Raw genomic sequence first — 25,889 nt, 5'->3', positions numbered from 1 at the left:
TCAGCGTGCTCCTGGCTGGTCGTCAGGCAGGCCGGCCATCTGCTCGGCATCGATTTCGTGACTTTCCACGATCAGTGCCTGCTCGCCCTTCCAGACGCGCACGCCCACCTGCAGGAAACGATAGGTCAGCAGCAAGGTGCTCAGCGGCATGACGATATAGGGAATGAAGCGCGGCATCTTCTCGTACAGCTCACCTTCGTTGAGCCAGGTGGAGAAAAATTGCAGGAACTGCGGCATGGGTATGTCGTTCACTTCATAGAAGGCACGCTTGCTGGCGAAGGGCCACCAGTAATCCCAGCTGCCCTTGAGCAACAGCAGGCTGAAGGCCACACAGACGCCGACGGCCAGCAGCGTCACGATTCGGCGCCTGGGCGGTGACAGCAACTGCACCAGCACATCGACCCCGATATGAAAATTCTTCTTGACCGCATAGGAGGCGCCGATGAGCACCAGCCAGGCGAACAGGAAAACCGTGGCTTCCAGAGCCCACAGGATATTGGTGTTCATCATCCTGGCAATCACATTGGCAAACGTGATCACCGTCATGAGCCCCAGCAACAGGGCCATCAGGTTCTCTTCGATGCGATCACCGAAGCTTCTATCGGGAACAGATGAGGTGGACATGCAATTCTCTGCAGCTACGGTGAAGGGGCGAGTTGCCAGACCGGATGCCCGGCTTCAGAAGGACCGGCAGCCAGGCAGCTACCGGTCTCGTTCTGCGTCTAGTTGAAAGTCTGGGCGGCTTCGATCATTTCGGCACCGACATCACCTTCGAACTGCTGCCACACGGGCTTGAGCGCCTCGACCCAGGCCGCTCGCTGCTCATCGCTGAGCTGACGGACTTCACCACCGGCCGCCGTGATGGCATCGCGGGCTTCCTCGTTGACGCGAGTAGATTCGGCGTTGCGCGCGGCAGTTACCTCTTCGAGAATCGTGGCCAGTTGCTCACGAACCGGAGCGTCCAGACCGTCCCACCATTCGGCACCGGCAACCACCAGGTAATCCAGTACACCGTGGTTGGACTCGGTGATGCCATCCTGCACTTCGAAGAACTTCTGTCCATAGATGTTGGACCAGGTATTTTCCTGACCATCGACAACGCCGGTCTGCAGCGCACCGTAGACTTCGCTGAAGGCCATTTTCTGTGGGCTCGCCTTGAGCGCGTCGAACTGGGCCACCAGCACATCGGAGGCCTGTACCCGGAACTTCAGCCCAGCAGCATCTTCAGGCAGCATCAGGGGCTTGTTGGCCGACAGCTGCTTCATGCCGTTGTGCCAGAACGCCAGGCCCTGCAGTCCGCGGCGATGCATGGAATCCTTCATGGCCTGTCCGGCCTCGGAGTTCTGGAAGGCATCCACGGCATCAATGTCCTTGAACATGAACGGCAGATCGAAGATGCGGTACTGCTTGGTGAATTTCTCGAACTTGGACAAGGAGGGAGCTGCCAGCTGCACATCGTTGTTGAGCATGGCCTCCAGCACCTTGTCATCATCATAGAGCGTGGAGTTCGGGAACACTTCCATGCAGGCGGTGCCGTTCATCTCGTCGTTGACCCGCTGCTGCAGCAGTGAGGCAGCGATGCCCTTGGGATGCTTGTCCGTATTGGTAACGTGGCTGAACTTGATGACCATCTCGCCGTCATCACACTCGGCCAGGGCCGCGCCGGAAAAGCCGCTCAGCAGCAATGCGCTGGCCAGTACCGTGGTGCGTAATTTCATGATCAATTCCTCTTCGTGGGTTCGGATGGCAAGCCGTCCACCGCGAAATCCGGTGGCGACATCATCGCGATACAGCGGTACTACGCCGCAACGATCCTTGCCATATCTTCGCAACACTGCCGACCACCGGTCGGCAATAGGTGTTGTGCGAATGTTACGACACGCCAGCAAGAATTACAGGTTTCATGGGTAGCTAATTGCAAAGCCGGTGCAGTAACCAGCCATGTCTGTCACGTTTCCAACCTGATGGCCAGCGACTGCAGTCTAGCGCAGTCCCTGGCGCTCGCCTTGACCAGGATCAATGCTCAGCCCTGAGCCGCCCGGATTCTGCGCTGACTCCAGTCACGGCCGGGAATGGCCTCCAGCAATTCCCGGGTATAGGGGTGGCTGGCCTGTTCGAACAGGGTTGCCGTCGGCCCCTGCTCCACCACCTTGCCCAGACGCATGACGGCGATGCGGTCGCACACCTGCGCCGCCACACGCAAGTCGTGAGTGATGAAGACCATGGACAACTGCAGGCGTTCGCGAATATCGGCCAGCAGGGCGAGCACCTGCGCCTGAATGGAGACATCCAGCGCCGAGACCGGCTCGTCGGCGACCAGGATTTCCGGACGCATGGCCAGGGCTCTTGCCAGCCCGATCCGCTGCCGCTGGCCACCGCTGAACTCGTGCGGATAGCGTTCGAAGGCGCGACTGTCCAGGCCGACCAGTTCCAGCATCTCGCGAGCGCGATTGTCGGCCTCCTGCGTTGATTCTCCCATGATCTTCGGCCCTTCGGTCAGGATACGGCCAACAGTGGCTCGGGGGTTGAGTGAGGCATAGGGGTCCTGAAACACCATCTGGATCTTCGACCGATACGGTCGCATGGCGGCGCGATCCAGTGGACACAGATCCTGCCCCCGATAGACGATCTCGCCAGAGTCCGTACCGTGCAGGCGCACGATGCAGCGCGCCAGGGTGGATTTGCCGGATCCGGATTCCCCGACAATGCCGAGTGTTTCGCTCTCGTTGAGCACGACATCGACATGATCGCAGGCATGCACTTCCTTCTGCGCCTTGCCGATGCCGAGAAAACGTCCGCCGGATCGGTAAGTCTTCACCAGCTGACGTACTTGCAGAATGGAGTCGCCACTATCGGTTTTCACCGGTCGAGGTACCAGACCCGGTACCGCGTCGATCAGCGCCCGTGTGTAGTCGTGCTGCGGATGATTCAGGACCTTCTCGACCGTGTCGATCTCGACAATGCGCCCATGCTGCATCACCGCAACCCGGTCGGCGATATCGGCCACCACACCGATATCGTGGGTGATGAACAGGACCCCCGTGTGGTGCTTGGCTTGCAGTTCCCGGATCAGATGCAGTATCTGCGCCTGCGTGGTCACATCCAGAGCGGTGGTGGGCTCATCCGCAATCAGTACCTTGGGTTCCAGTGCCAGCGCCATGGCAATCATGGCACGTTGCCGTTGTCCGCCCGACAGTTCGTGCGGATAGGCGCTCATGATGCGCGGCGGATCGGGCAGATGGACGTCTTCGAGCAGGTTCAGCGCCAGCTCCCGACGGCGCTTGCGCGGCAGCTTCTCGTGAAAGCGGATGACCTCGTCGATCTGATCGCCGATGCGCATGACCGGGTTCAGGGCAGTCATCGGCTCCTGGAAGATCATCGAGATCTCTCCGCCGCGAACCTGGCGCATGCGCTCCTCACTGGCCTGCGTGAGGTCTTCCCCCTGAAACAGGATGCGCCCCTTCTCGTAGAGCACATGCGGTGCCGGCAACAGCCCCATCACGGCGCGTGCTGTCAATGACTTGCCTGAACCGGACTCTCCCACCACGCACAGGATCTCCTGCGGCATCAGGGAATAACTGACATCCTCGACCGCATGGCTGCGTTCACTGCCCAGAGGCAGCTGCACATGCAGACCTTCGATGGACAGGACCGGTGCCGCTGACCCCGCACCGCTGCTGACTGCAGGGTTACCCGTGTTTTCGTTCATGTCCTTTCGCGCAGTCGCGGGTTGAGAGCATCGTTGAGCCCCTCTCCGACCAGATTGATGGCCAGGACGGTCAGCATGATGGCGATGCCGGGAAAGGTGCAGACCCACCAGGCGCTGCGCAACACGGTACGACCGGCACCGATCTGGAAGCCCCAGCTGATGATGTTCGGATCTCCCAGACCCAGAAAGGCCAGTCCGCTTTCGATGAGTATGGCGGTGGCCACCATCAGAGAGCCGGTGACGATGATCGGCGACAGACAGTTCGGCAGTATTTCCCGCACCATGATGCGCCAGTCACTCATGCCGATGATGTGACAGGCCTGTACGAACTCTCGGTTTCGCATGGACATGAATTCACCCCGGACCAGGCGCGCCACGGCCGGCCAACTGACCACGGCGATGGCCAGGATGACACTGTTGATGGACGGTTTCATGATCGCCACGATCAGGATGGCAAAGATGAACGAAGGAATCGTCTGGAACATTTCGGTCAGGCGCATCAGGACATCGTCGATCCAGCCACCGAAATAGCCCGCCAGGGCGCCCAGCAGAACTCCCAAGGTGACCGCTACCGAGGTCGCCAGCAACCCGATCAGCAAGGACACCCGCGCACCGTGCGCCATGCCCGCGGCCACATCCCTGCCCAGCGTGTCGCTGCCGAACAGAAAACCGTTCTCACCCGGCGGCGACATCGCTCGCCCCACCAGCTTGAACGGGTCTTCGGGGTATAACCAGCCAGCGCTGATCGCAATGAGGATCACCAGACTCAGAATGATCAGACCGATGACCGCTGATCGGTTTCGGCAGAAACGCCGCCAGAAAGCCATGTTCAACCTACCTCGATGCGAGGGTCAAGAAACGAATACAGAAGATCCACCACCAGATTGATGGCCACCACCAGCAAGGCAGAGAGCAGAAAGATGCCCAGCAACAGGTTGAGATCGCGAGAGAACAGAGCCTCGAACGCCAGCATGCCCAGACCCGGCCAGGCGAAGACCGACTCCACGATGACCGATCCACCGATCAGCGAGCCCACCTGCACACCGGCCATGGTCACCACCGGCAGCAAGGCATTGCGCAGGATATGCACGAACACGATGCGTCGTTCGGTCAGGCCCTTGGCGCGCGCCGTGGTGACGTAATCCATGCTGGCCTGTTCCAGCATGGAGGCCCGCATGAGGCGGGTATACAGCGCCAGATAGAACAGCGACAGTGTCAGAGTTGGCATGACCAGATGATGGGCAATATCCTTCACGCGATCCCACCCCTCGTAGAACATGGCCACATTTTCCATGCCACTGGTCGGAAACCAGCGCAGCTTCAGGGAGAACACCACGATCATCATCAGACCGACCCAGAACAGCGGCGTGGCGTAGGACACCAGCGCAAAGATGCTGATGACGTTGTCTCGCCAGTTGTTCAGATTGGAGGCGGCGATCAGGCCCAGTACGATACCGAAGCCCACGGCCAGCAGAATGGTGCAGACCATCAGCAGCAGCGTGGGCATGAGTCTGTCCAGAACCAGTTGGGCCACCGGCATGTCGTGCCGAAAGGAATAGCCCAGATCGAAGGTGAGCATGTTCTTCATGTACACGCCCAACTGCACCAGCAGAGGTTTGTCCAGTCCGAACTTCTCCCGCAGTTGCGCCATGTATTCCGGCGTGGCAGAACCTGCCTCGCCAGCCAGCACATCCACGGCATCACCTTCTGCCAGCTGCAACAGGAAGAAGTTGACCACCACGATGGCCACCACTACCGGTACAGCCTGCAGAAGGCGCTTCAGGACATAACGCGATCTTTGCGCCGCTTGACTCATGTTGCCGGTCCGCGTCTAGTCGTCGATCCAGGCACGGTCGAAGGAACCATACGCTCCCATGGCGGAGACGGTATGATCTTTCAGCTTTTCGTTGTAGACCGTCAGGAATTCCATTTCGAACAGGTTCACCACCGGCATGTCTTCCGCCAGGATGGCCTGCAGTTCGGCATAGATCTCACCCCGTCTGACAGGATCGACTTCCACCGCGCCAGTGGCCAGCAGTTCATCCACCTCGGGGTTGGAGTAGCGCGCCGAGTTGACGAACGGAGTGCCCTGCCGAATCTGGTCGGTTCCGTAGTGACGCTGTACACCGATGACCGGATCGGGAAGCTGGTAGAAATAATTGACGTTCAACTCGAAGTCATAGTCGGCATACACGCGCTTGAGCCAGGTGGGTACATCCTCGTAGCGCAGTTCCAGCTTCACACCGATATCGGCCATGGCCTGCTTCATGTACTCGCCCAGACGCCGCCAGTCCTCGCCATAGGGGATCAGATCGATGGTGGCCGTTGCTCTGACGCCATCGCCATCCGGCTTGAGTCCTGCCTCATCCAGCAAGGCATTGGCGGCAGCCACGTCCGGTGATGCCGGGTAATTGGCCGAAGGTGTGTACAGGCCGAGGGGTTTGTAGTTGGAAGTCATGGCACTGGTGGCAGGCTTGCCATATCCGAACCAGATGTTGTCGATCAGGAACTGCCTGTCGACGCTCAGGGAAATGGCCTGACGCAATGCCTTGCTCTCGAACGGCGCTCGGGTGGTATCGAACTCGATCAGAGCCATCGGGTTGATCATGGCATAGCCATCGGTGGTGACCCCGATATCGTCCTGGTCACGCAGACGTATGACGTCGATGTTCGGGATGGCGCCAAAGGCCCCGTAATGCACCTCTCCGCTTTCCATCGCCGCCGTTCGCGTGGACGCATCCGGAATGATACGTGCCACGATGCGATCCAGCAGTGGCAGCCCGTCCTTCCAGTAGTTCTCGTTCTTGTCCAGACGAATGTACTGACCCTTCTTCCATTCGACGAACTTGAACGGTCCGGTACCAACCGGGTTGCCGGACAGTTCCGCTTCGCGGATGTCCTTGCCTTCCAGCAAGTGTTTCGGAACGATGGGGGATTCATAGGCAGACAGCGCACGCATCATGTAGGGCGCGGGCCGTTCCAGATTGAAGATGGCTGTGACCGCATCCGGCGTATCGATGGAGCTGACTTCACGAAACGAGTTGGGTCCACGTGGATGAAACTTCTTCAGTACTTCCATGATGCTGAACTGCACATCGGCTGAACTGAAGGGTTCACCGTCGTGCCAGGTAACCCCTTCCTGCAGTTTGAAGGTCACGGTCAGTCCGTCATCACTGACTTCCCAGGATGCTGCAAGCTCCGGCACCGGATTCAGATCGAGGTCGTAATCGAGCAGGCCATTGTAGATCTTGGGCGCAACCAGACCGATGGGGCCGGAAGTGGACAGATACGGCGCCAGCGAAGGAGGCTCGGGCTGGGCGATCATCACCATGGTGCCGCCAGCGTTCTGACTGATCGCCTGTGAGGATACCGCAACAGCTGCCAAGGCCAGAGCTGCGGTACACAGTTTCTTGACAAGTGACTCTGACATGAGAGACTTCGACGAACAACGCGCCATGGATGACTCCTGGTTTGAAGCGTTAACGGACAGTCGACGGTTACATGACCGCTGGCTGATTACAAGCTCACAAACATAACCTTGCTTACCTTGCGTAGTCAAAACTAATTTTCAGCCACTGCCTGCAAGGCCAGACATCCCCGAAAAGACATGGATTCATCCAGACAGCGTCGTGCCCCACTGATCGGCTACTCGGATCGCCTCTCGGCCAGTGCCGGCGAAACGATCGAATTCAAACTGTCGGCAGACGGTGCCGACCGAACGACGCCGCGACAGGTCCGCAGCTGGCTGATGCACTGCATCTGTGCCGACCCGAACCCGGCGGGTCCCGGGATCATCGAACGTAGCGCCGGAGACTGGTATGAGGACAGCGAACATGCGGTGGTCGAGCAGGCCTTCCAGGCTGGCTCCTGTGGCACCTCCCCCAATGTCGAACTGCCGTCCGATGCCACCATCATCGAGCTGAGCGCGATCATCTGGCCGACCCTGCTCGATGGTTCATCACAGTGCATCCTGTCCTGGGGCGCGCTGGCACTGTGCATCAATGATGACAACATATTGTTCGTGCAACTGGGAGAGCGCGTCCTGTGCCTCGCCGAACCCTTGAGTGAGCGCCGATGGTTCCGGGTGGAACTGATACTGCAACGCAAGGGCGTGCAACTGGAGGCCATCCTGCAGCAATTCTCGATTGACAAGTCTGTCCCCGCAGATCATCAGGGAGGATCAGCAGATTGCAAACGCTCTGCCACGGTCATCGACGCCGCCCAACTGGACCTCCTGCTGGCCGATGCTCATCGAGTCGTGGTGGCGGCAAGACAGATCGACGGTCGCTTGCAGCAGTATTACAACGGCAAGTTGGAAGCACCGTGCATTCGAGCAACAAACCCCTTGCAGGATAGGACCTGGTCGGTTTCATGGGACTTCTCCCGCGACATGCACAGCCGCACCGTGGCCGATTGCGAGTCACGTGAGCTGCCATTGACTCTGCACAACCTGCCGACACGCGCCATGACAGGCAGTCAGTGGCAAGGCGACGAGATGTGCTGGCGTCATGCAGCGGAACAGTACGCAGCCATCCACTTTCATGACGATGACCTGGTGGCGTTCAACTGGTCAAGCACCTTCTCGTTCACCGTTCCCGACGACATGCCCTCGGGGATCTATGTCATGCGTATCAGCGATGGCGACCATGACGATGCCATGCCGTTCTTCGTGTGCGCCCCCGCCGGAAAACCGGGCAACCGCATCTGCATGCTGGTTCCCACCTTCACCTATGCCATCTATGGCAATCATGCCCGACCCGATTGGCATCCGGGCTGGCAGCAGCGCATCGAGGACTGGAATGCCTATCCCTGCAATCCGGCCGAATACCCCGGCTATGGTCTTTCCACCTACAACCATCACCGCGACGGCAGCGGCATCTGTCATGCCTCTCACAGGCGCCCACTATTCAATCTGCGGCCCGGCTACAGTACCTTCGGTGAATCGAGCTGCTCCGGACTGCGACACTTCCAGGCCGACAGCCACCTCTGGGCATGGCTGGATGCCATGAACCTCGGCTTCGACGTCATCACCGATCGCGAACTGCATGAACAGGGAGTTGCCTGCATTGCCGCCTATGATGTGCTGCTGACCTCCAGTCACCCCGAGTACCACACCATGGAATCGCTCGATGCCCTGCAACAGTACCGCGACGGAGGTGGTCATCTGAGCTATCTGGGGGGCAACGGCTTCTACTGGCGCATCGCGGTACACCCCGAGCAGGCCGATGTCCTGGAGATTCGACGCGCGGAGGCCGGCATCAGAGCCTGGGCTTCGGAGCCCGGAGAGTACTATCATGCATTCGACGGACAATACGGCGGTCTCTGGCGTCGCAACGGTCGACCGCCACAACGATTATGCGGACTCGGCTTTTCCGCACAGGGTGAGTTCAACGGCTCCCATTATCGTCGCTGCAACCATGACCCCGCGTTCGACTGGATCTTCCGCGGCATCGACAGCAATATCATCGGTGACTTCGGACTCTCCGGTGGAGGTGCTGCCGGCTTCGAACTGGATCGCGCCGATTACCGCCTCGGCACGCCTACCAATGCCACGATCCTGGCAACCTCGGAAGGACACGGCGATGACTTCATTCTGGTTCCCGAGGAAATGCTCACACACCTCACGACACTGCCCGGTGCGCCGACCGAAGAGCTGCTGCACGCGAACATCATCTGGTTCGAGGTCGCCGGCGGCGGCAGCGTATTTGCGGTCGGCTCGATCACCTTCTGCGGCAGCCTGCCCTGCAATGATTTCGACAATCCGGTATCCCGACTGTTGTTGAACGTGGTGGAGCACGTACTGCACAACGAGTAGGCTGCTCAGCCGTCACGCAACACGCGTTCGACGGCCAAGCCCACCGACAGCAGGCGCGCATCCTGATTCAGCGGCATGGTCAGCTGCAGACCGGTCGGCAAGGTGTCCCCATGCATCGGCAGGCTCAGACCACACATGTCCAGCAGATTGCCGGGCTGGGTATTGCGCGATGCCAGCATGGCCCTTTCATGGCCTGCCGTCTGCTGCAGGTCGGCCACGGGCATCGGCAGGAACGGACAGGTGGGAGACAGCCACAGGTCCACCTGATCGAAGGTTGCACGGGCCTTGTCGACCAACTGACGACGCCGTTGCTGAGCGCCGACATATTCATGGGCCCGCGTCGCCAGGCCGGCTTCTGCCCGACTGACCGTGACGGCATCCACGCCCTGGCGGATGGCCTGGAAGCGCTCGGGGGTCAGCGTGTTGATCAGTTCGGCAGGCACGATGGCACTGAACAGGGGTACCCGCTCATGCACCTCCGGAAACGACAGCTTTACCCGCCTGGCACCATGACGCTCCAGTAGCTGACAGACGCGTTCGAAGTCCTCGGCCACCTGCGGGTCCAGATCGTCCTGAAACAACTCCTCGACGATCCCCAGTCGCAAGCCACTGACACCCGCTCTTGCACTGACCGCCTCCCCGCTCAGCAACGTATGCAGAAGAACGGCATCCGCGACGGTTCGACACAGAGGACCGGCGGAATCCAGTGACGACGACAGCGGAAAGATCCCGTCCAGTGGCCAGATACCGACAGAGCTCTTGTAACCGACAATGCCGGTGAGACAGGCCGGAATGCGTATTGAACCGCCCGTATCCGACCCCAGCCCCAATCCCACCATGCCGCAGGCTGTGGCCACGGCTGAACCACTGGAGGAGCCCCCCGGGATCCGGTGAACCTGTCGATCAACCGGGTTCCAGGGCGTGCCTCTGGAGCTGTTCAGGCCGGTGGCACCGAGTGCGAATTCCACCGTGCGGGTCTTCCCGAGGGGAATCATGCCCGCTCGCCGCAGACGCCGGATCAGGCTGCCTTCGGCACCGGTCAGCTCGGCGGTGTCGGCATTCGAGCCATTCGTGGTTGGCAGCCCCTCCACGGCCATGATGTCCTTGACGCCCATCGGCAAGCCCATCAAGGGTCCCAGGTCCGTGCCACTGGCCAACAGGGCATCCAGCGCGGCAGCTGTCGCCAGCGCGCGCTCGGCATCCAGACACTCGAAGGCATTCAACATCGCGTTGTCATTGACACGCTGCAGGCAGATCTCGACGGTCTTGCGGAAACTCAAGCTGCCACTACGCACCTGCCTGGCCCAGGGTTGGATACCGTCGGCAAACAGGTCGTCTTCATCGTCTCGCATGTTCATCTCTTGCATTCCGGATCAGGATGGGCACAGGCCTCATCGGTTCGTCGATCGCCGTTCCCGGCACAATCGGTTGAGTGGTTCATGAGCGTCATAGCAAGAGTCATCCATTCGGCCGACGAAAACGACAGTCCGGATACTCGGCATGGCTTGCCGTGAAGCGACCGTCAGCCAGATAGCTCAGCACCTGCTCGATGGTCTCTGCATCACTCATGATGAACGGGTGAGATACCGTCAGAACCAGCATGGCGCACATGCCGTCGAGCCGGGCACTGGCCACGGACACCTTGCCATCGTCCGGATTTTCCAGGAATGTTGACAGATACAGATTCACCGATCGGCTTCCGGCGATGACGGCCGTATCGACCGTCGCCGGTCCCAGTTGCAACGGCAGGCTATGGGCATCGGTTCCCAGTTGCTGAATGGCCGGGCCGTTCAACCAGTGAAACCCGGGCACTCCCTGCAGATTGTCCACCACGGCACTGCCATGATTCGGCGGCGCCAGCATGACCACACGCTGCAGTGATTTCAGCCGATGACGACTCAGGTAATCACGCACCAGAATGCCGCCCAGCGAATGGGTCACCATTTGCAGCCGCGAAGCTCCGGCTTGCCCACAGGCCTCGACACCGGCAGGAATCGCCAGGTCGGACAGCAGCTGAATGCGGTGATGCCGAGACGGATAATCGACATTGGCCACTCGATAGCCCGCCCCGTTCAATGCGTCGGCCATCGACTCCATGGACGAGGCGGTACGCGCCAGGCCATGCAGCAGGATCACGCAGTCCTCTGATGGCGGACCGGACAGCTCGACATGTGCCAACGGCAATTCAACTGGCTCGACGGGTTCGACGGGTTCAGCGGATTCAGCGGATTCAACGGTCTCAATGGTCTCATCGGGCTTGACGGGCTTGACACGTTCGACAGCGTCCCTGTCAACGGCATGGCCTGCCGGCGGCGACATCAAGGGCACCATGAGGCATGGCAACAGCACCGTCAGCGATGACAGTCGACACCGGCGTCGGTCTTGCACAACCGGCTTCATGCGCGAATCGATGAACATTCTCCTGATTGACCCCGTGACAGACACCCTGACCGACTAATGGCTGCTGAAGCCACGCCCACTTGGCCCACTGGCCAGATGCTGCTTGCGCCGGGACTCGCGATGCACCGTATAGATGGAGGCAGTCACGATGATGCCTGCCCCGACCCAGGTGCTGACGCCAGGCAATTCGCTGAACAGCAGCCAGCCAAACAGGGTCGCGTAGATCAGACGCACATAATCCAGCGAAGCCAGCAGCGAGGCCTCTCCATAGGAGAAGGCGTAGATATTGGCCTTCTGGGAATAATAGGACACCACGCCGATACCTGCCAGCAAGGCCCATTCGCCGGGTGTAGGTGGTACCCACTGGATGAAGGCGGGAATGGCCATGACAAGTCCCACGCCGATGGCCTGAAAAGCGAGGATGGTGCTGGGCGGATCCGTACGCGACAGCAGCCGTATGATCACCATGACCAGCCCGGCGCAGGCCGCACCGACCAGAGCCATCACCCCGTAGATGCTGAAACCTTCGGCGCCGGGTCTGAGCATGACCATGACGCCGAGAAAGCCCACGATCACCGCGCTCCAGCGATACAGACCGACCACTTCCTTGAGAATGAGAACCGCGAAGATCGTGACGAAGAAACTCTTGGCAAAGGCGATGGCCGTCGCCTCGGCCAGAGGCATGTGAATCACGGCAGTGAACCCGCAGCTCATGGCAACGAGTGCCAACGCAATCCGGGCAAATTGCAACGGCAGTTGCCCTGTGTGAAACGCCCCGGGAAAGGATTTGAACAGCACCGGCCCCAGCATCAGTGTCATGCCCAGCTGTCTCACGAACAGGATCTGGGCCACCGGCAGGTGCTGGCCAGCCAGCTTGATCATCGTCACCATCATGGAAAAGCCGAAGGCTGCCAGCATCAGGATCAGCGCACCCTTGACGTTGTCAGACTGCTTGTCGAAACGCTCCAAGGGTTTTCAGGTTCTGCCATGCACGGTACTGCAGCTTACACCAATGACAACCCCTCAGGCCACGGCCTAATCGCTCGGCGTCGGTTGAGGCAAGGTCACTTTCAATGACGGATCACCCACCACCATCAGTACTTCCTGTACGGAGCGCTGCTCGGGCGCACGTGGATTGAATGCCGTGAAACGAAACAGATGCTCGCCCTGGTCGTTGTCCCCGGTTTCCCAGCGAAACGTGCGCCCGCCCTCTTCATTGGCCTCGAAACTGGCATTGCGTGGCAGTCGATCAATCTGCAGTACCGGATCGAACTCACCGGGCAGACTCGCAAAGACCTTCAATGTGACGGTTCGACCAGCGCTGACCACCTGATTGGGCAGAACGTCCAGCACCGGCGCATCGAGCGAGCCATCCGGCAATACTTCGGTAGACGGTTCTGGCGCCATCACGCCGGTACCAGGCCCGCCATCCGGTCGCGGATTGACATCGGGTCGCCGGATCACGACAAACACGCTATCCAGGTACACATTGGAATCCACATCGCGTACCAGCAGTTCGACCATGGTCTCCGGCGGCATATCCGGTCCTGGCTGCCACTGCAGCTGCAACTGTCCGTCATCCTGCAGCTCCAGACTCGCCCCTGGCGGGGAGACCCCCAGACTGATCTCGATGCGAGGGCCCTGTTCCTGGCGAATCTGCAGCGGCAGCTGCAACTGCTGGCCGGGCTCCAGCACCTGATCCGGCAATGCTTCCAGCGTCGCTGCAGCAACCGAGGGCAGCTGTCCGAGAACGATGACAGCGCCGAGCAGCCACACGGCAACAGCTACACGGTGCACGAGCAACGGTGCACCGGCCATTACCTGCCGCATCCGACTACCTTCCTCTGCCTTCACCATGCCCTCTGTCACCTGTCCATCCTGCCATCAGCCTGCCTTGCGAAAGGTCAGATTCCAGCGCACCGCACCAAAGCGCGGATGTTCGGAAAACTTCAGTTTTCTCACACCATGATAGTGATGACGCGCCGGCCCACCGAATACGACGACATCACCATCACTCAAGTCTACAGCGCTTGAGCGGCCGCGTCGTTCGGGTCCCGTCACGAAAAAGCGTGCATCTATACCCATCGACACGGAAACGATGGGGGCGTCTGCATCAGCCTCGTCCCGATCCTGATGCGCACCCATCTGAGCTCCCGGCTGATACTGGTTGATCAGGCAACCATCCGGCATGAAACCCGGAAACCCCGCGCACTCGGCAGCGTGCTGCGCCAGCGCTCGAAAGGCCTTTGGCATCGCCGGCCAGGATTGGCCTGTCAGCGGATCCAGCGTGCTGTAGCGATAGCCCTGCCTGTCCGATACCCAGCCCAACTGCCCGCAATTGCTGCTCTGCACAGACAGGTAGAAGCCGCGACTCGTCTGCATGCGACGCAGCGGTGAGACCGTCAGGATCGACTCGAGCTCCGGCTGCAGCTCGGCCGTATCGACAAACTGCCGAAGCAACACCATGCCGGGACAGATGTCCACGGTGTCTGAGGCGAACAGATCTCTCATCATCGATGCTTTCTTCATTTCCTGCCCGGCAACGGGCATAATATTGGACTTCACTCCACGCATTCAAGATGATGCGCGACATGATCTCCCCCCCTGTACCCGCTGAACTGGTTGATCACCTGTGCCGGCAGAACGACCTGACACCGACACAGGCCACCCGCCTGATCGAGGAAGTGCTGGCCTTCTACGATGAGTCCAGCGCCGCATTCATCCAGCGCCGCCATTATGAACTGCAGAAGGCAGGACTGGCGAACGCGCAGATCTATCAGATGATCGCGGCTGAACTCGAACATCGACGCTTCAAACTCGACCCGCTGACAGAGCGCCAGATCCGGCGCACCATCTACGGCTGAGCACGACCCACACACCACCGACTCCCTTTCAACAGGCAAAGACACTCGCTATGTGCGGAATCATCGCTTATACCGGCAGCCAGGAAGCCGCCCCTATCCTTCTGGACGGTCTGCACCGGCTGGAGTATCGCGGTTACGACTCGGCCGGCATTGCGCTGCTGCACCGCAAACGGATCCGCTGCTGGAAGGCTGCCGGCAAGATATCCATTCTCCGTCAGCGCTTGCCGGAAACCACCGCCGGACAATGCGGCATCGGCCATACCCGCTGGGCCACTCACGGTGCTCCAACGGACGAAAACGCACACCCGCACACGGACAGTGAGCTGCGAATCGCTGTCGCCCACAACGGCATCATCGAGAACGCCGATGTGCTGCGCGCGCAACTGATGGCCGAGGGCGTCAGTTTCAGCTCGGAGACCGACAGCGAAGTACTGGCCCATCTGCTGGGCGCATTCGACGGCTCGCTGATCGACGCCATGCGCACCGTGCTGCCGCGTATCCAGGGAACCTATGGTCTGGCCGCCATCGATCGAGAGGCACCGGACACCGTCGTCGTGGCGCGACTGGGTAGCCCGGTGATTCTGGGGATCGGTGACGGCGAGATGCTGGCCGCCTCCGACATGTCGGCACTGGCAAGACATACACGCGAGATCGTGCATCTGGATGATGGCGAGGTCGCGGAAATGACACCCCGTGGCTTTCAGGTGACGACCCTGGATGCCCGCCCGAGCCAGAAGAACACGACGCAGCTCAGTGGTGTGCTGGCCGACTATGACAAGGGGGGCTATGCACATTATCTGCACCGGGAAATCCGCGACCAGGCCGACGTGGTGGAACGCACGCTCAGTGGACGCCTGGACACACGCTTCTCCACGGCGCATCTGGGCGGCCTCAATCTGGCGCCACGTGAACTGCTCAATATCCGCCGCATCAAGATCCTCGGCTGCGGTTCGGCCTTCTATGCCGGCATGTCGGGTGCGCACATGATCGAGCAACTGGCGCGCCTGCCGGTCAGCGCCGAGGCGGCCGCCGAATTCCGCTACCGCAACCCGGTCGTGGAACCGGAGACGCTCTATATTGCCGTCAGCCAGTCCGGCGAAACCTTCGACACGCTGGCCGCCTTGCGCGAGATTCGTCGCAAGGGTGGCCATGTACTGGGGATCGTCAACAGTGTCGGCAGCACCATCGCGCGGGAAGTCGATGGTGGCATCTACATGCACGCCGGGCCTGAAGTATCGGTAGCCTCCACCAAGGCCTACACCAGCATGCTGACGGTCTTTGCCCTGCTGGCCCTGATGCTGGGTCGCCTGCGCGATGTCTCACCACAGCGCGGCAATGCACTGGTCGAAGCCCTGCAGGGTCTGCCTGACAAGGTCCGCGAAACACTGGCACTGGAACCCGCCATTGCCAGCCTGGCCCCCATGCTGGTGACTGCCCACAGCGCCTTCTTCCTCGGCCGCACAAGTGCCTACCCGGTGGCACTCGAGGGTGCCCAGAAGCTCAAGGAGATTTCCTATATCCATGCCGAAGCCTATCCATCGTCGGAACTCAAGCATGGCCCCCTCGCCCTGATCAGCAGTCACACACCCTGTATCGTCATGTTGCCCAACGATGAACTGCTGCACAAGTCGCTGTCGACGCTGGAGGAAATTCGCACTCGAGGGGCTCCGGTCATCGCCGTGACCGACGCCGACCACCCCCGCATTCGCGAACTCAGTGACGAGGTGATTCACATTCCTCAGGTCGAACCATTACTGCAACCCGTCATCGCCGGCATTGCCCTGCAGCTGCTGGCCTATCACAGTGCCGTTCTGATGGAACGCGATATCGACCAGCCGCGCAACCTGGCCAAGAGTGTCACCGTCGAATAGCACAATACTGCAAGTCAACACCCATACCGAAAGGCACCACAAAAGCGCATGAAGCGCACCACAATGGAGCGATAAATCCGCCAGCCCACGTTACTCGATAAGCAAGCTGTTGAATTTAAAGAGTTTTTCAGCTTGGCACAGTCCCTGTAGTAACAGTGGCAGCTGTTCAAGAATGAACACATTTTTCTGCCAACTTTACAGGGATAACATTCGCATGCTGTTCAAACGTAATTCACGACGTTCACTCGCAGCCATGGCAGGCATCGGCCTGGCCGGGTTGAGTCTTTCACTGCACGCACAGGACGACACCATCAAGGTAGGCGTCCTGCATTCGCTATCGGGCACCATGGCGATTTCGGAAACCACACTGAAAGACACCATGCTGATGCTCATCGATGAGCAGAATGCCAACGGTGGCCTGCTGGGCAAGCAACTCGAAGCAGTTGTCGTCGACCCTGCCTCCGACTGGCCTCTGTTTGCCGAAAAGGCGCGTGAGCTGATCGAGCAGGAAGGTGTAGTCGCCACTTTCGGCGCCTGGACATCCGTATCCAGAAAATCGGTTCTGCCGGTCTTCGAGGAACTGAACAGCCTGCTGTTCTATCCCGTGCAATATGAAGGCGAGGAATCTTCGAAGAACGTGTTCTACACCGGCGCAGCTCCCAACCAGCAGGCCATTCCGGCAGTCGACTACCTGGCCAATGACATCGGCGTCGAGCGCTGGGTACTGGCGGGCACCGACTATGTATACCCGCGCACCACCAACAAGATCCTCGAGGCCTACCTGAAAGCCAGTGGCGTCAGCGACGAGGACATCATGATCAACTACACGCCTTTCGGACATGCTGACTGGCAGTCCATCGTTGCCGATATCAAGCGCTTCGGTTCCGAGGGCAAGAAGACAGCTGTGGTCTCCACCGTCAATGGTGACGCCAATGTGCCTTTCTACAAGGAGCTGGGCAATCAGGGTATCTCTGCCGAAGACATCCCGGTCGTTGCCTTCTCGGTTGGTGAAGAAGAGCTGTCCGGTTTCGACACGGCCCCTCTGGTCGGTCACCTGGCTGCCTGGAACTACTTCATGAGTGTCGATGCCGAGGTCAACGATGACTTCATCGACAGCTGGATCGAGTTCACCGGTGATGAAGATCGCGTCACCAATGATCCGATGGAAGCCCATTACATCGGCTTCAACATGTGGGTGAAGGCGGTCGAGAAAGCCGGCACCACTGATGCTGCTGCGGTCCAGGATGCCATCATCGGTGTCTCGGTGCCAAACCTGTCCGGTGGCTATTCCGCCATGATGCCCAACCATCACATCACCAAGCCGGTGCTGATCGGCGAGATCCAGGATGACGGCCAGTTCGAAATCGTCTGGGAAACACCCGGTCTGGTAGCAGGCGATGCCTGGTCAGACTTTCTGGACAGCTCCAAGGAGATCATCTCCGACTGGCGCGCACCTCTGTCCTGCGGTAACTACAACGTGACGACCAACGTCTGTTCCGGTCAGAACCTGTAATGCCCCTCGCCGGGTCAGCCTGTGCTGACCCGGCTCCCGTCGTCCCATTTCCCAGGAGACCGAACGCAGTCATGTCACCGCCACTCCACGCATTACAGCGACTGATTCGTGCAGCCACCCTGCTGACGATTCTGGCAGCCGCTTGCAGCATCAATACCGCAGGCGCCGAAGTCCGGACCGGCATCGAGGAACTGGACGACCTGTTCACGCAATTTGTCGAAGGCAGGGGTACCCAGCGAACCGATGCCCTCGATGAACTGGCCGCGCTCGGACGTGATGACACGCGCGAGCTGCTCAACGGTATTCTCGAGGGCGACCTCATGCTGCACAAGGATACCGACACCATTGTCTGGGCCACTGCACAGGGCCGCGAATACAGCATGCAGTCCCTGGACAGGCAGAACGACCTGGGCAGTGATCGCAAACGCAAGCTTTCACGACTCAAGGTCACCAATCAGCTGCGAGGTCACCTGCGCTCGCTGATTGCCGCGCTGGGACTGCGATCCGCAGATCCGATCGAACGTCTGGCCGCCATCAACGACCTGATGGACACACCGGAGGCGCTGCCCGACACCACGCTGCAGGAATTGCTGGACAGCGAAAGCGATGACAAGGTACGTACTGCCCTGCTCTCTCTGCAGGCACGCAAGCTGGCCCTCTCTCCCGAGGCCGATGCACGACGCCAGGCGCTGCAGACACTGAATGACGATCTGTCCAACGGCAGCCGCTCACTGGTGCAGACAATGGCCGAGAGTGATGCCGACGAAAGCGTCAAGACACTGGCCGGGGAAATTGCCCGGGATCAGGCTGCCAGGGTACGCCTGTATGCGCAGGCAGAAACCGTGTTCTTCGGACTCAGCCTCGGCTCGGTGCTGGTACTGGCAGCCATCGGCCTGGCCATCAGCTTCGGCGTCATGGGTGTGATCAACATGGCCCACGGCGAACTGATCATGCTCGGCGCCTACTGCACCTGGGCCATGCAGCAACTGATGCCGAACAACCTGGGACTCTCCTTGCTGCTGTCCATTCCCGTGGCATTCCTGTTTACCGGCATGATCGGCATCCTGATCGAACGCAGCGTCATCCGTTTTCTCTATGGTCGTCCGCTGGAAACGCTGCTGGCCACCTTCGGCATCAGCCTGATACTGCAACAACTGGTTCGCACCTTCATTTCCTCACAGAATGTACCGGTGGCCAATCCTGCCTTCATGAGTGGCGTACTGGAAGTCAACAGCGTTCTGAGTCTGACACTCAACCGACTCTACATACTGGCCTTCTGCCTGATCGTGTTCGGACTGCTGCTGATGCTGCTGAAACGCACACGATTCGGCCTGGAAGTTCGTGCCGTGAGCCAGAATCGTTCCATGGCGCGTGCCATGGGTGTGCCTTCCTCACGCATCGATTCCCTGACCTTCGGCCTCGGTGCCGGTATTGCAGGAATCGCCGGTGTTGCCCTGTCACAGTTGACCAACGTCGGACCGAACCTTGGTCAGGCCTATATCGTTGACAGCTTCATGGTGGTGGTCTTCGGCGGTGTCGGCAATCTCTGGGGCACCCTCATCAGCGGCATGACACTGGGCATTGCCAACAAACTCATGGAACCCTGGGCCGGCGCCATCCTGGCGAAGATTCTGGTTCTGGTATTTCTCATCATGTTCATCCAGAAACGTCCTCGAGGTCTCTTTCCACAACGCGGTCGCGCGGTGGAGGCACACTGATCATGAGCGATACAACGACATCGGCACCCATTCCGAGCATCCGGCCACAACGCTCCCGGCTGTCCAGCATCATCTTCATACTGACGCTGATCGCGCTGATCATCGGCGTGTCCGTGTGCAACCAGTTGCCGGCAGAGCATCCGCTGTATGTCAGCAACTACATGGTGACCCTGCTCGGCAAATACCTGACCTACGCGATTCTGGCAGTAGCCGTCGATCTGGTGTGGGGCTATCTGGGCATTCTGAGCCTGGGTCATGCCGCCTTCTTCGCGCTGGGCGGCTATGCCATGGGCATGCACCTGATGCGACAGATCGGTGACCGCGGTGTCTACGGCAATCCGGATCTGCCGGACTTCATGGTGTTTCTCGATTGGCAGGAACTGCCCTGGTACTGGCTGGGATTCGACAACTTCGCCTTCACCGCATTGATGATCCTGATGGTTCCCGGCCTGCTGGCCTTCGTATTCGGCTGGTTCGCCTTCCGCTCGCGGGTGAACGGCGTCTATCTGTCCATCATTACCCAGGCGCTGACCTACGCTCTGATGCTGGCTTTCTTTCGCAACGAAATGGGATTCGGTGGCAATAACGGTCTGACGGACTTTCGTGAACTGCTCGGCTTCGATCTGCGCTCCGACAGTGTGCGTCTGGGTCTGTTCATCGCCTCCGGCGTGGCACTGTTGCTGGTCTACCTGCTGTGCGACAGCATTCTTCGCTCGCGACTGGGCAAGGTGGCTGTCGCCATCCGTGATGCCGAGGACCGCACCCGCTTCATCGGCTACCGCGTGGAAAGCGTCAAACTGGCATTGTTTGCCCTGTCCGCCATGATTGCCGGAGTCGCCGGCGCACTGTATGTGCCGCAAGTGGGCATCATCAACCCCGGTGAATTTGCACCACTGAACTCCATCGAGGTCGTTGTCTGGGTTGCCATTGGTGGGCGCGGTACGCTGTACGGTGCGGTGCTGGGTGCTCTGGGCGTCAACTATGCCAAGACCTGGTTTACCGGGGCCTTTCCCGAAGCCTGGCTGTTCGCACTCGGACTGCTGTTCGTGGTCGTCACTCTGCTGTTGCCACGGGGCGTTGCCGGTCTGCTCAAATTCAAACGATCTTCACAGGCAGTCTCATGAGTACAACCGACCCCATGACCGGCCCTGCGGTATTCAGGCGCGACAAGGTCTTTGAATTCCTGATTCCCAAACAGGTCGAAGACCTCGATCTGTCCCATGGCACCGCCCTGTACCTGGAAGACATCTCGGTCAATTTCGATGGCTTCCAGGCCATAAACGGTCTGAACTTCTACGTCAATACCGGTGAACTTCGCTGCCTGATCGGCCCCAACGGCGCCGGCAAGACCACGCTGATGGACATCGTGACCGGCAAGACCCGACCGGATACCGGTACCGCCTGGTTCGGTCAGAAGATCAACCTGCTGCGCATGGACGAAGCCGAGATTGCCCAGGCAGGCATCGGTCGCAAGTTCCAGAAACCCACCGTCTTCGAGAACCTGACCGTTTTCGACAACCTCGAACTGTCGATGGCGGGAACACGCAAGCTGTGGGCAACCTACCGTGCCCGGCTGAGCAGCGAGACCATGGACCGGATCGAAGCCATGGCCAGCACCATCAATCTTCTACCACAGTTGCATTCACAGGCTGGCAGCCTCTCCCATGGCCAGAAGCAATGGCTGGAGATCGGCATGCTGATCATGCAGAACCCGGTACTACTACTGGTGGACGAACCGGCCGCCGGCATGACACACCAGGAAATGGATCGCACGGTCGAACTGCTGACCACCCTGGCGGGCGATCACGCCATTGTCGTGGTGGAACATGACATGGACTTCGTGCGCGCCCTGAACTCCCCGGTGACCGTCCTGCATCAGGGCAGCGTACTGGCGGAAGGCAGCATGGCCGAGGTTCAATCCAATCCCGACGTCATGCGCGTCTATCTGGGCACGGAGTCAAGCTCATGCTGACACTGGAAAACATCGATCAATACTACGGCTCCTCGCACACGCTGAAGAACCTGAGCCTGTCGATCACCCCCGGCGCCTGTACCGTCATCATGGGTAGAAATGGCGTCGGCAAGACCACCCTGATGCAATGCATCACCGGTCTGCTACCACTGCGCAATGGCTCGATGAAACTGGCTGACAGAGACATCACGAAAATTGCCGCCGAGGGCCGAGCAGCGGTTGGTATCGGCTATGTGCCGCAAGGTCGACAGATCTTCCCGCTGCTCAGCGTCGAGGAAAACCTGCGAACCGGTCTGCGGGCCCGCTCCGATGGTTCGAAAGTCATACCCGAGTTGGTGTACGAGCTATTCCCGGTACTCAAGGAAATGCTGCGACGTCGCGGTGGAGACCTGTCCGGTGGTCAACAGCAACAGCTGGCCATTGGTCGCGCTCTGGTGACCGAACCGGAGCTGTTGCTGCTGGATGAGCCGACCGAAGGCATACAGCCGAATGTGGTACACGACATCGGTACCATCATCACCCGACTGAACAAGGAGATCGGGCTCACCGTGGTTCTGGTGGAACAGAAGCTGCCTTTCGCCCGCCGTGTCGGCGACGATTTCGTCCTGATGGATCGCGGCGAGGTGGTTGCCAAGGGTGCCATGGACACACTGAGTGAAGATCTGGTGAAGCAGTATCTGACGGTGTGATCGCCGTGGAGGGCTGCCAGCCCTCCACCGATTCTGCAAGCGAACTCAAGCATCCGCAGCGTAGGAGATGACCTCGAACTCCAGGCCATCCTCATCATGGAAATAGAAGCGTCGACCCGGTTCATAGTCGGCGTGCGAGTGCGGCTCCAGACCGCGTTCGATAACGCGCTTCTCGGCAGCATCCAGATTATCCACGACGATACCGACGTGATTCAGTCCGTGCTGCCGGTAATGGCTTTGCGTCGCATCGACGGCCATATCCTGATGTCGGTACAGAGCCAGATATGAACCATGTCCACCCACATGTATCGTGAAGCCAGCGTTCTTGGCCTCCCCCTGCCAGCGGACATGCCAGCCGAACAACTCGCACAACAGATCGGCCGTGGCTTGTGGATCGGGGACCGTCAGATTGATGTGTTCCAGTACGGATTCGTTCATGTCCTGATGTTTCCTTGCCTGATGTGAACTGACAGGCTAATACCTCAAGTAAGGTAGAGGTCAAGCATCATTTTCGGAGCAGTAAGGAACATGAAAAAGGCAGCAGATGCCCTCTCCATCGGCGAACTGGCAAAGCGCGCCGATATGACGGTGACCGCCATCCGATTCTACGAAGCCGAAGGCTTGCTCAGCTCCCTGCGCAATGACGGTGGCCAGAGACGCTTCCAGCGCAGCAGCATACGCCGCCTGGCCTTCGTGAAGATTTCGCAGAATCTGGGGTTCTCCCTGGCAGAGATTCGCGAAGCTCTGGCGACATTGCCCGATTCACGGACGCCGACGAAACGCGACTGGGAACGCCTCAGCAGACACTTTGCCCGGGATATCGATCGCAGGATCGAAGGGTTGCAACAGCTGCGGGAAAAGTTGACCGGCTGCATCGGTTGTGGCTGCCTGTCGCTGGCTCGTTGTCGCCTGTACAACCCGGATGATCGAGCGACGGGGCTCGGCGCCGGGCCCCGCTTTCTGCTGGGCGACAGCCACGACGACCTGCCGTCGTCGTAGCTTCCAAAGGGAAGAATCTCACCAGCATTGCCATGTGGCAGTGCTGGCCACGCCGAGACCCCGACCGCCCTGACCGGACATCAGCCAGGCAGATTGGAGCCGCGTACAGCGACGAAGGCATCCACAGCGGTGCAAGTCTCGGCGCTGCACAGCAGAGGATTGATCTCCAGCTCCACCAGCCGTTCGCCCAGTTGCAAAGCCGCCTGCTGAACGGATTCCAGCGTATCCAGCAATCGGTCGCGATCCACGGCTGCGCGGTTGCGAAATCCGTTGAGCAAAGGGGCGCAGCGCAGACGATCGATGCGGCGATCGAACTCGGCACGTGTTGCCGGTATCAGGCAATGCACGGTGTCGGCCAGCACTTCGGTTGCCACACCACCGGCACCGATGGTCATCAACAGACCATGTACCGGGTCCTGCACCACGCTGACCAGCAACTCCACCACGGCACCGTCCACCTGCTCTTCGATCAGGCAACCGCCCTCACAATCCATTTCGCGAATCGCGCGTTCCAGCTCGCGCCGGTTACCGATGGCCAGCGCAATGGCATTGGCATCACTCTTGTGCAAAACCCCCAGACTCTTGGCAACCACCGGGTAGCTGAACGCCGGTGATGCCTTGTCCAGTGCGCGACTCAGACTCAGTGAAGAGCGCACATCGGCGAAGGACAGGCGCACACTCACCGGCACACTGATACCAAAACGGTTGAGCCAGCGCTTGGCGGTACTCTCATCCAGTTGACGCGGCGGCTGTCGACCGGTGACCGCGCTGTGCACCAGACCCCAGGCTTCCTGACTGGCACGCCGGGCACTTCTGCCGGAACGTTCCGCACCCGCACCTTCGACAAGAGACAGTGCCGCGGCCTTGAACGAGACGTCCGGATTGTCCGGCAACCACACCGGCAGCGGCGACTCGGTGCTGTCGGCCATGTCCAGCCAGCCGGCATTGGCCAGCGCCCGCAGGCCATCATTGAGACCGCACAGGGCAACCACATCCTGTCGAAACAGAGCCTCGACGATCTCCTCCGGCATGTTTTCCGCCAGTGTGGCAATCACGGCACGCACTCCCTGCCAGTGCTGACTGGCTGATAGGAAAGCATCCAGTGCCTGCTGCCAGGAGTCTTGATCACAACGATCCGAACGTGGAAAATCCAGCACCAGCAAGGCCACATCGGCCGGTGACGGGAACTGATCATTGGCCGATATCGTGGCACTGGGCGGCGGTTCATGACACTGCAGCATGGCGACAACCATCCGTTCCATGGCCACTCGGTCATCGCGAATGGCCATGTGATAATCCAGTGGATTGGCCAGGGCCACCTCACCACCGAGCACCTGTTTGAGGGCAATCTTCTGGTCGTCATCCAGCCGCGGGAACTGCAACCCCTGATTGGCACCGAAATCTCCCACCAGTGCCGCTTCCCCGCCGGAACTGGTCATGGACAGCACGCGATAGCCGCCCACCTTGCGCGGCAGATGCAGCACTTTCAGGGTTTCGATGAACTCACCGATGCCTCTGGAACGCAGCAGGCCCAGCCGTTCGATGAAGGCACTGGCAGCCGCATCATCGCCTGACAGCGAACGGGTATGAGACATCAGCGCGGCCCGTGCCAGCGATGTCACTCCGGTCTTCAACACCACGATCCGCTTGCCCATGGCACGAGCACGGCCAGCCAGGGATTCAAAGGCGCGAATGTCGGAAAAACCCTCGATGTGCAGACCCAGAGCTGTCACCCGGTCATCCTCCAGTACCGATGCCGCCAACTCTGCCAGAGTGGTCTGCGCCTGATTGCCGGCCGTGATCAGATAGGCCAGCGGCAGGCCGCGCCGCTGCATGCTCAGATTGATGGCGATGTTGGACGACTGAGTGATCACTGCCACCCCACGCTCGACAGCCTTGCCACCATGCTGGTCCGGCCACAACGAGATGCCATCCAGGTAGTTCAGCAGTCCATAGCTGTTCGGACCGATGAGCGGCATGTCTCCCGCCGCTTCGGTCAGACGCCTCTGTCGCGCTTCGGCATCGCGATCCAGCGCTGCACGCTCACCGAACCCGGTGGCGAAACAGATGGCACCACCGGCGCCTGCAGCTGCCAGAGAGGCAACCAGCTCGATGGTCTGCTCGTTGTTGACGGCAATGAAGGTGGCGTCGGGCACCCCGGGCAGATCATCGAGGCTGGCATAACAGGGCTCACCGGCCAGGCGATTGCGACGCGGGTGCACCGGCCAGACCTCGCCATCGAACCCGGCCTGACGGCATTGCGTGATGACAGACTCTGCCCACTGACCGCCGACCACGGCGATCGAGCGGGGATTCAGCAGGCGCCCGAAACGCACGGG

Annotated in this window: 22 protein-coding genes; 9 read left to right on the top strand and 13 right to left on the bottom strand. The window is 60.0% G+C overall.

Annotation, left to right across the window (positions count from 1 at the left end; translation table 11 throughout):
- The 6 genes from ACUNV4_RS03170 to ACUNV4_RS03145 all read right to left on the bottom strand — a co-directional run bounded on the left by ACUNV4_RS03170 (nt 1) and on the right by ACUNV4_RS03145 (nt 7,139).
- On the bottom strand, nt 1-624 hold the full coding sequence (locus tag ACUNV4_RS03170) for a TRAP transporter small permease (RefSeq protein ID WP_430877042.1): 624 nt from the start codon (nt 622-624) through the stop codon (nt 1-3).
- A gap of 98 nt (nt 625-722) precedes the next feature.
- Entirely contained in the window at nt 723-1,718 is a 996-nt protein-coding gene (locus tag ACUNV4_RS03165; RefSeq protein ID WP_430877041.1) for a DctP family TRAP transporter solute-binding subunit, read from the bottom strand.
- Nucleotides 1,719-2,023: 305 nt separating this feature from the next.
- On the bottom strand, nt 2,024-3,709 hold the full coding sequence (locus ACUNV4_RS03160; protein WP_430877040.1) for an ABC transporter ATP-binding protein: 1,686 nt from the start codon (nt 3,707-3,709) through the stop codon (nt 2,024-2,026).
- Entirely contained in the window at nt 3,706-4,536 is an 831-nt protein-coding gene (locus tag ACUNV4_RS03155; protein WP_430877039.1) for an ABC transporter permease, read from the bottom strand. The genes ACUNV4_RS03160 and ACUNV4_RS03155 overlap by 4 nt, the downstream gene beginning before the upstream one ends.
- Nucleotides 4,537-4,538: 2 nt before the next feature.
- Complete coding sequence (locus tag ACUNV4_RS03150) at nt 4,539-5,525, bottom strand: ABC transporter permease (protein WP_430877038.1); 987 nt, start codon at nt 5,523-5,525, stop codon at nt 4,539-4,541.
- A gap of 15 nt (nt 5,526-5,540) precedes the next feature.
- On the bottom strand, nt 5,541-7,139 hold the full coding sequence (locus ACUNV4_RS03145) for an ABC transporter substrate-binding protein (RefSeq protein WP_430877037.1): 1,599 nt from the start codon (nt 7,137-7,139) through the stop codon (nt 5,541-5,543).
- Between the two features lie 177 nt (nt 7,140-7,316).
- Between ACUNV4_RS03145 and ACUNV4_RS03140 the strand changes: the two genes are divergently transcribed.
- The gene (locus tag ACUNV4_RS03140; RefSeq protein WP_430877036.1) at nt 7,317-9,524 is read left to right on the top strand and encodes a N,N-dimethylformamidase beta subunit family domain-containing protein; all 2,208 of its coding nucleotides are present in this window, start codon (nt 7,317-7,319) and stop codon (nt 9,522-9,524) included.
- A 5-nt stretch (nt 9,525-9,529) separates the two neighbouring features.
- On the opposite strand, the gene ACUNV4_RS03135 is transcribed toward ACUNV4_RS03140, so the two are convergent.
- The 5 genes from ACUNV4_RS03135 to alkB form a co-directional block, all read right to left on the bottom strand.
- Nucleotides 9,530-10,882: an amidase gene (locus ACUNV4_RS03135; RefSeq protein WP_430877035.1), complete on the bottom strand. Its 1,353-nt coding sequence runs from the start codon at nt 10,880-10,882 to the stop codon at nt 9,530-9,532.
- Nucleotides 10,883-10,982: 100 nt separating this feature from the next.
- The gene (locus ACUNV4_RS03130; RefSeq protein WP_430877034.1) at nt 10,983-11,843 is read right to left on the bottom strand and encodes an esterase/lipase family protein; all 861 of its coding nucleotides are present in this window, start codon (nt 11,841-11,843) and stop codon (nt 10,983-10,985) included.
- A 135-nt stretch (nt 11,844-11,978) separates the two neighbouring features.
- Nucleotides 11,979-12,893 carry a DMT family transporter gene (locus tag ACUNV4_RS03125; protein WP_430877033.1) on the bottom strand — a complete coding sequence of 305 codons (915 nt, stop codon included), beginning with the start codon at nt 12,891-12,893 and terminating at the stop codon, nt 11,979-11,981.
- Between the two features lie 66 nt (nt 12,894-12,959).
- Entirely contained in the window at nt 12,960-13,781 is an 822-nt protein-coding gene (locus ACUNV4_RS03120; protein WP_430877032.1) for a hypothetical protein, read from the bottom strand.
- A 27-nt stretch (nt 13,782-13,808) separates the two neighbouring features.
- Nucleotides 13,809-14,489: a DNA oxidative demethylase AlkB gene (gene alkB, locus ACUNV4_RS03115; RefSeq protein ID WP_430877031.1), complete on the bottom strand. Its 681-nt coding sequence runs from the start codon at nt 14,487-14,489 to the stop codon at nt 13,809-13,811.
- 26 nt (nt 14,490-14,515) lie between these two features.
- Between alkB and ACUNV4_RS03110 the strand changes: the two genes are divergently transcribed.
- The 7 genes from ACUNV4_RS03110 to urtE all read left to right on the top strand — a co-directional run bounded on the left by ACUNV4_RS03110 (nt 14,516) and on the right by urtE (nt 22,551).
- Complete coding sequence (locus ACUNV4_RS03110; protein ID WP_430877030.1) at nt 14,516-14,788, top strand: hypothetical protein; 273 nt, start codon at nt 14,516-14,518, stop codon at nt 14,786-14,788.
- Nucleotides 14,789-14,838: 50 nt separating this feature from the next.
- Nucleotides 14,839-16,659: a glutamine--fructose-6-phosphate transaminase (isomerizing) gene (gene glmS / locus ACUNV4_RS03105; RefSeq protein WP_430877029.1), complete on the top strand. Its 1,821-nt coding sequence runs from the start codon at nt 14,839-14,841 to the stop codon at nt 16,657-16,659.
- A 214-nt stretch (nt 16,660-16,873) separates the two neighbouring features.
- Nucleotides 16,874-18,172, top strand: a complete 1,299-nt coding sequence (gene urtA / locus ACUNV4_RS03100) for an urea ABC transporter substrate-binding protein (RefSeq protein WP_430877028.1) — start codon at nt 16,874-16,876, stop codon at nt 18,170-18,172.
- A 71-nt stretch (nt 18,173-18,243) separates the two neighbouring features.
- Nucleotides 18,244-19,890 (top strand): urea ABC transporter permease subunit UrtB, encoded by a 1,647-nt coding sequence (urtB, locus tag ACUNV4_RS03095; RefSeq protein ID WP_430877027.1) that lies wholly within the window; start codon nt 18,244-18,246, stop codon nt 19,888-19,890.
- Nucleotides 19,891-19,892: 2 nt separating this feature from the next.
- Nucleotides 19,893-21,014: an urea ABC transporter permease subunit UrtC gene (gene urtC, locus ACUNV4_RS03090; protein WP_430877026.1), complete on the top strand. Its 1,122-nt coding sequence runs from the start codon at nt 19,893-19,895 to the stop codon at nt 21,012-21,014.
- On the top strand, nt 21,011-21,862 hold the full coding sequence (gene urtD, locus ACUNV4_RS03085; RefSeq protein ID WP_430877025.1) for an urea ABC transporter ATP-binding protein UrtD: 852 nt from the start codon (nt 21,011-21,013) through the stop codon (nt 21,860-21,862). Before urtC ends, urtD begins: the two co-directional genes overlap by 4 nt.
- Entirely contained in the window at nt 21,856-22,551 is a 696-nt protein-coding gene (urtE, locus tag ACUNV4_RS03080; protein WP_430877024.1) for an urea ABC transporter ATP-binding subunit UrtE, read from the top strand. Before urtD ends, urtE begins: the two co-directional genes overlap by 7 nt.
- A gap of 45 nt (nt 22,552-22,596) precedes the next feature.
- Here urtE and ACUNV4_RS03075 read toward each other — a convergent pair whose 3' ends face one another.
- Nucleotides 22,597-22,989: a VOC family protein gene (locus tag ACUNV4_RS03075; protein ID WP_430877023.1), complete on the bottom strand. Its 393-nt coding sequence runs from the start codon at nt 22,987-22,989 to the stop codon at nt 22,597-22,599.
- Nucleotides 22,990-23,079: 90 nt separating this feature from the next.
- On the opposite strand from ACUNV4_RS03075, the gene soxR reads away from it, so the two are divergent.
- Nucleotides 23,080-23,550 (top strand): redox-sensitive transcriptional activator SoxR, encoded by a 471-nt coding sequence (soxR, locus tag ACUNV4_RS03070; protein ID WP_430877022.1) that lies wholly within the window; start codon nt 23,080-23,082, stop codon nt 23,548-23,550.
- Between the two features lie 80 nt (nt 23,551-23,630).
- Here soxR and ACUNV4_RS03065 read toward each other — a convergent pair whose 3' ends face one another.
- Nucleotides 23,631-25,886, bottom strand: a complete 2,256-nt coding sequence (locus ACUNV4_RS03065) for an acetate--CoA ligase family protein (protein WP_430877021.1) — start codon at nt 25,884-25,886, stop codon at nt 23,631-23,633.
- Nucleotides 25,887-25,889: the final 3 nt, after the last annotated feature.

Source organism: Granulosicoccus sp. 3-233, assembly GCF_052681095.1.
The sequence above is the reverse complement of the archived record's forward strand: the minus strand, read 5'-3'. Positions and strand labels throughout refer to the sequence as shown.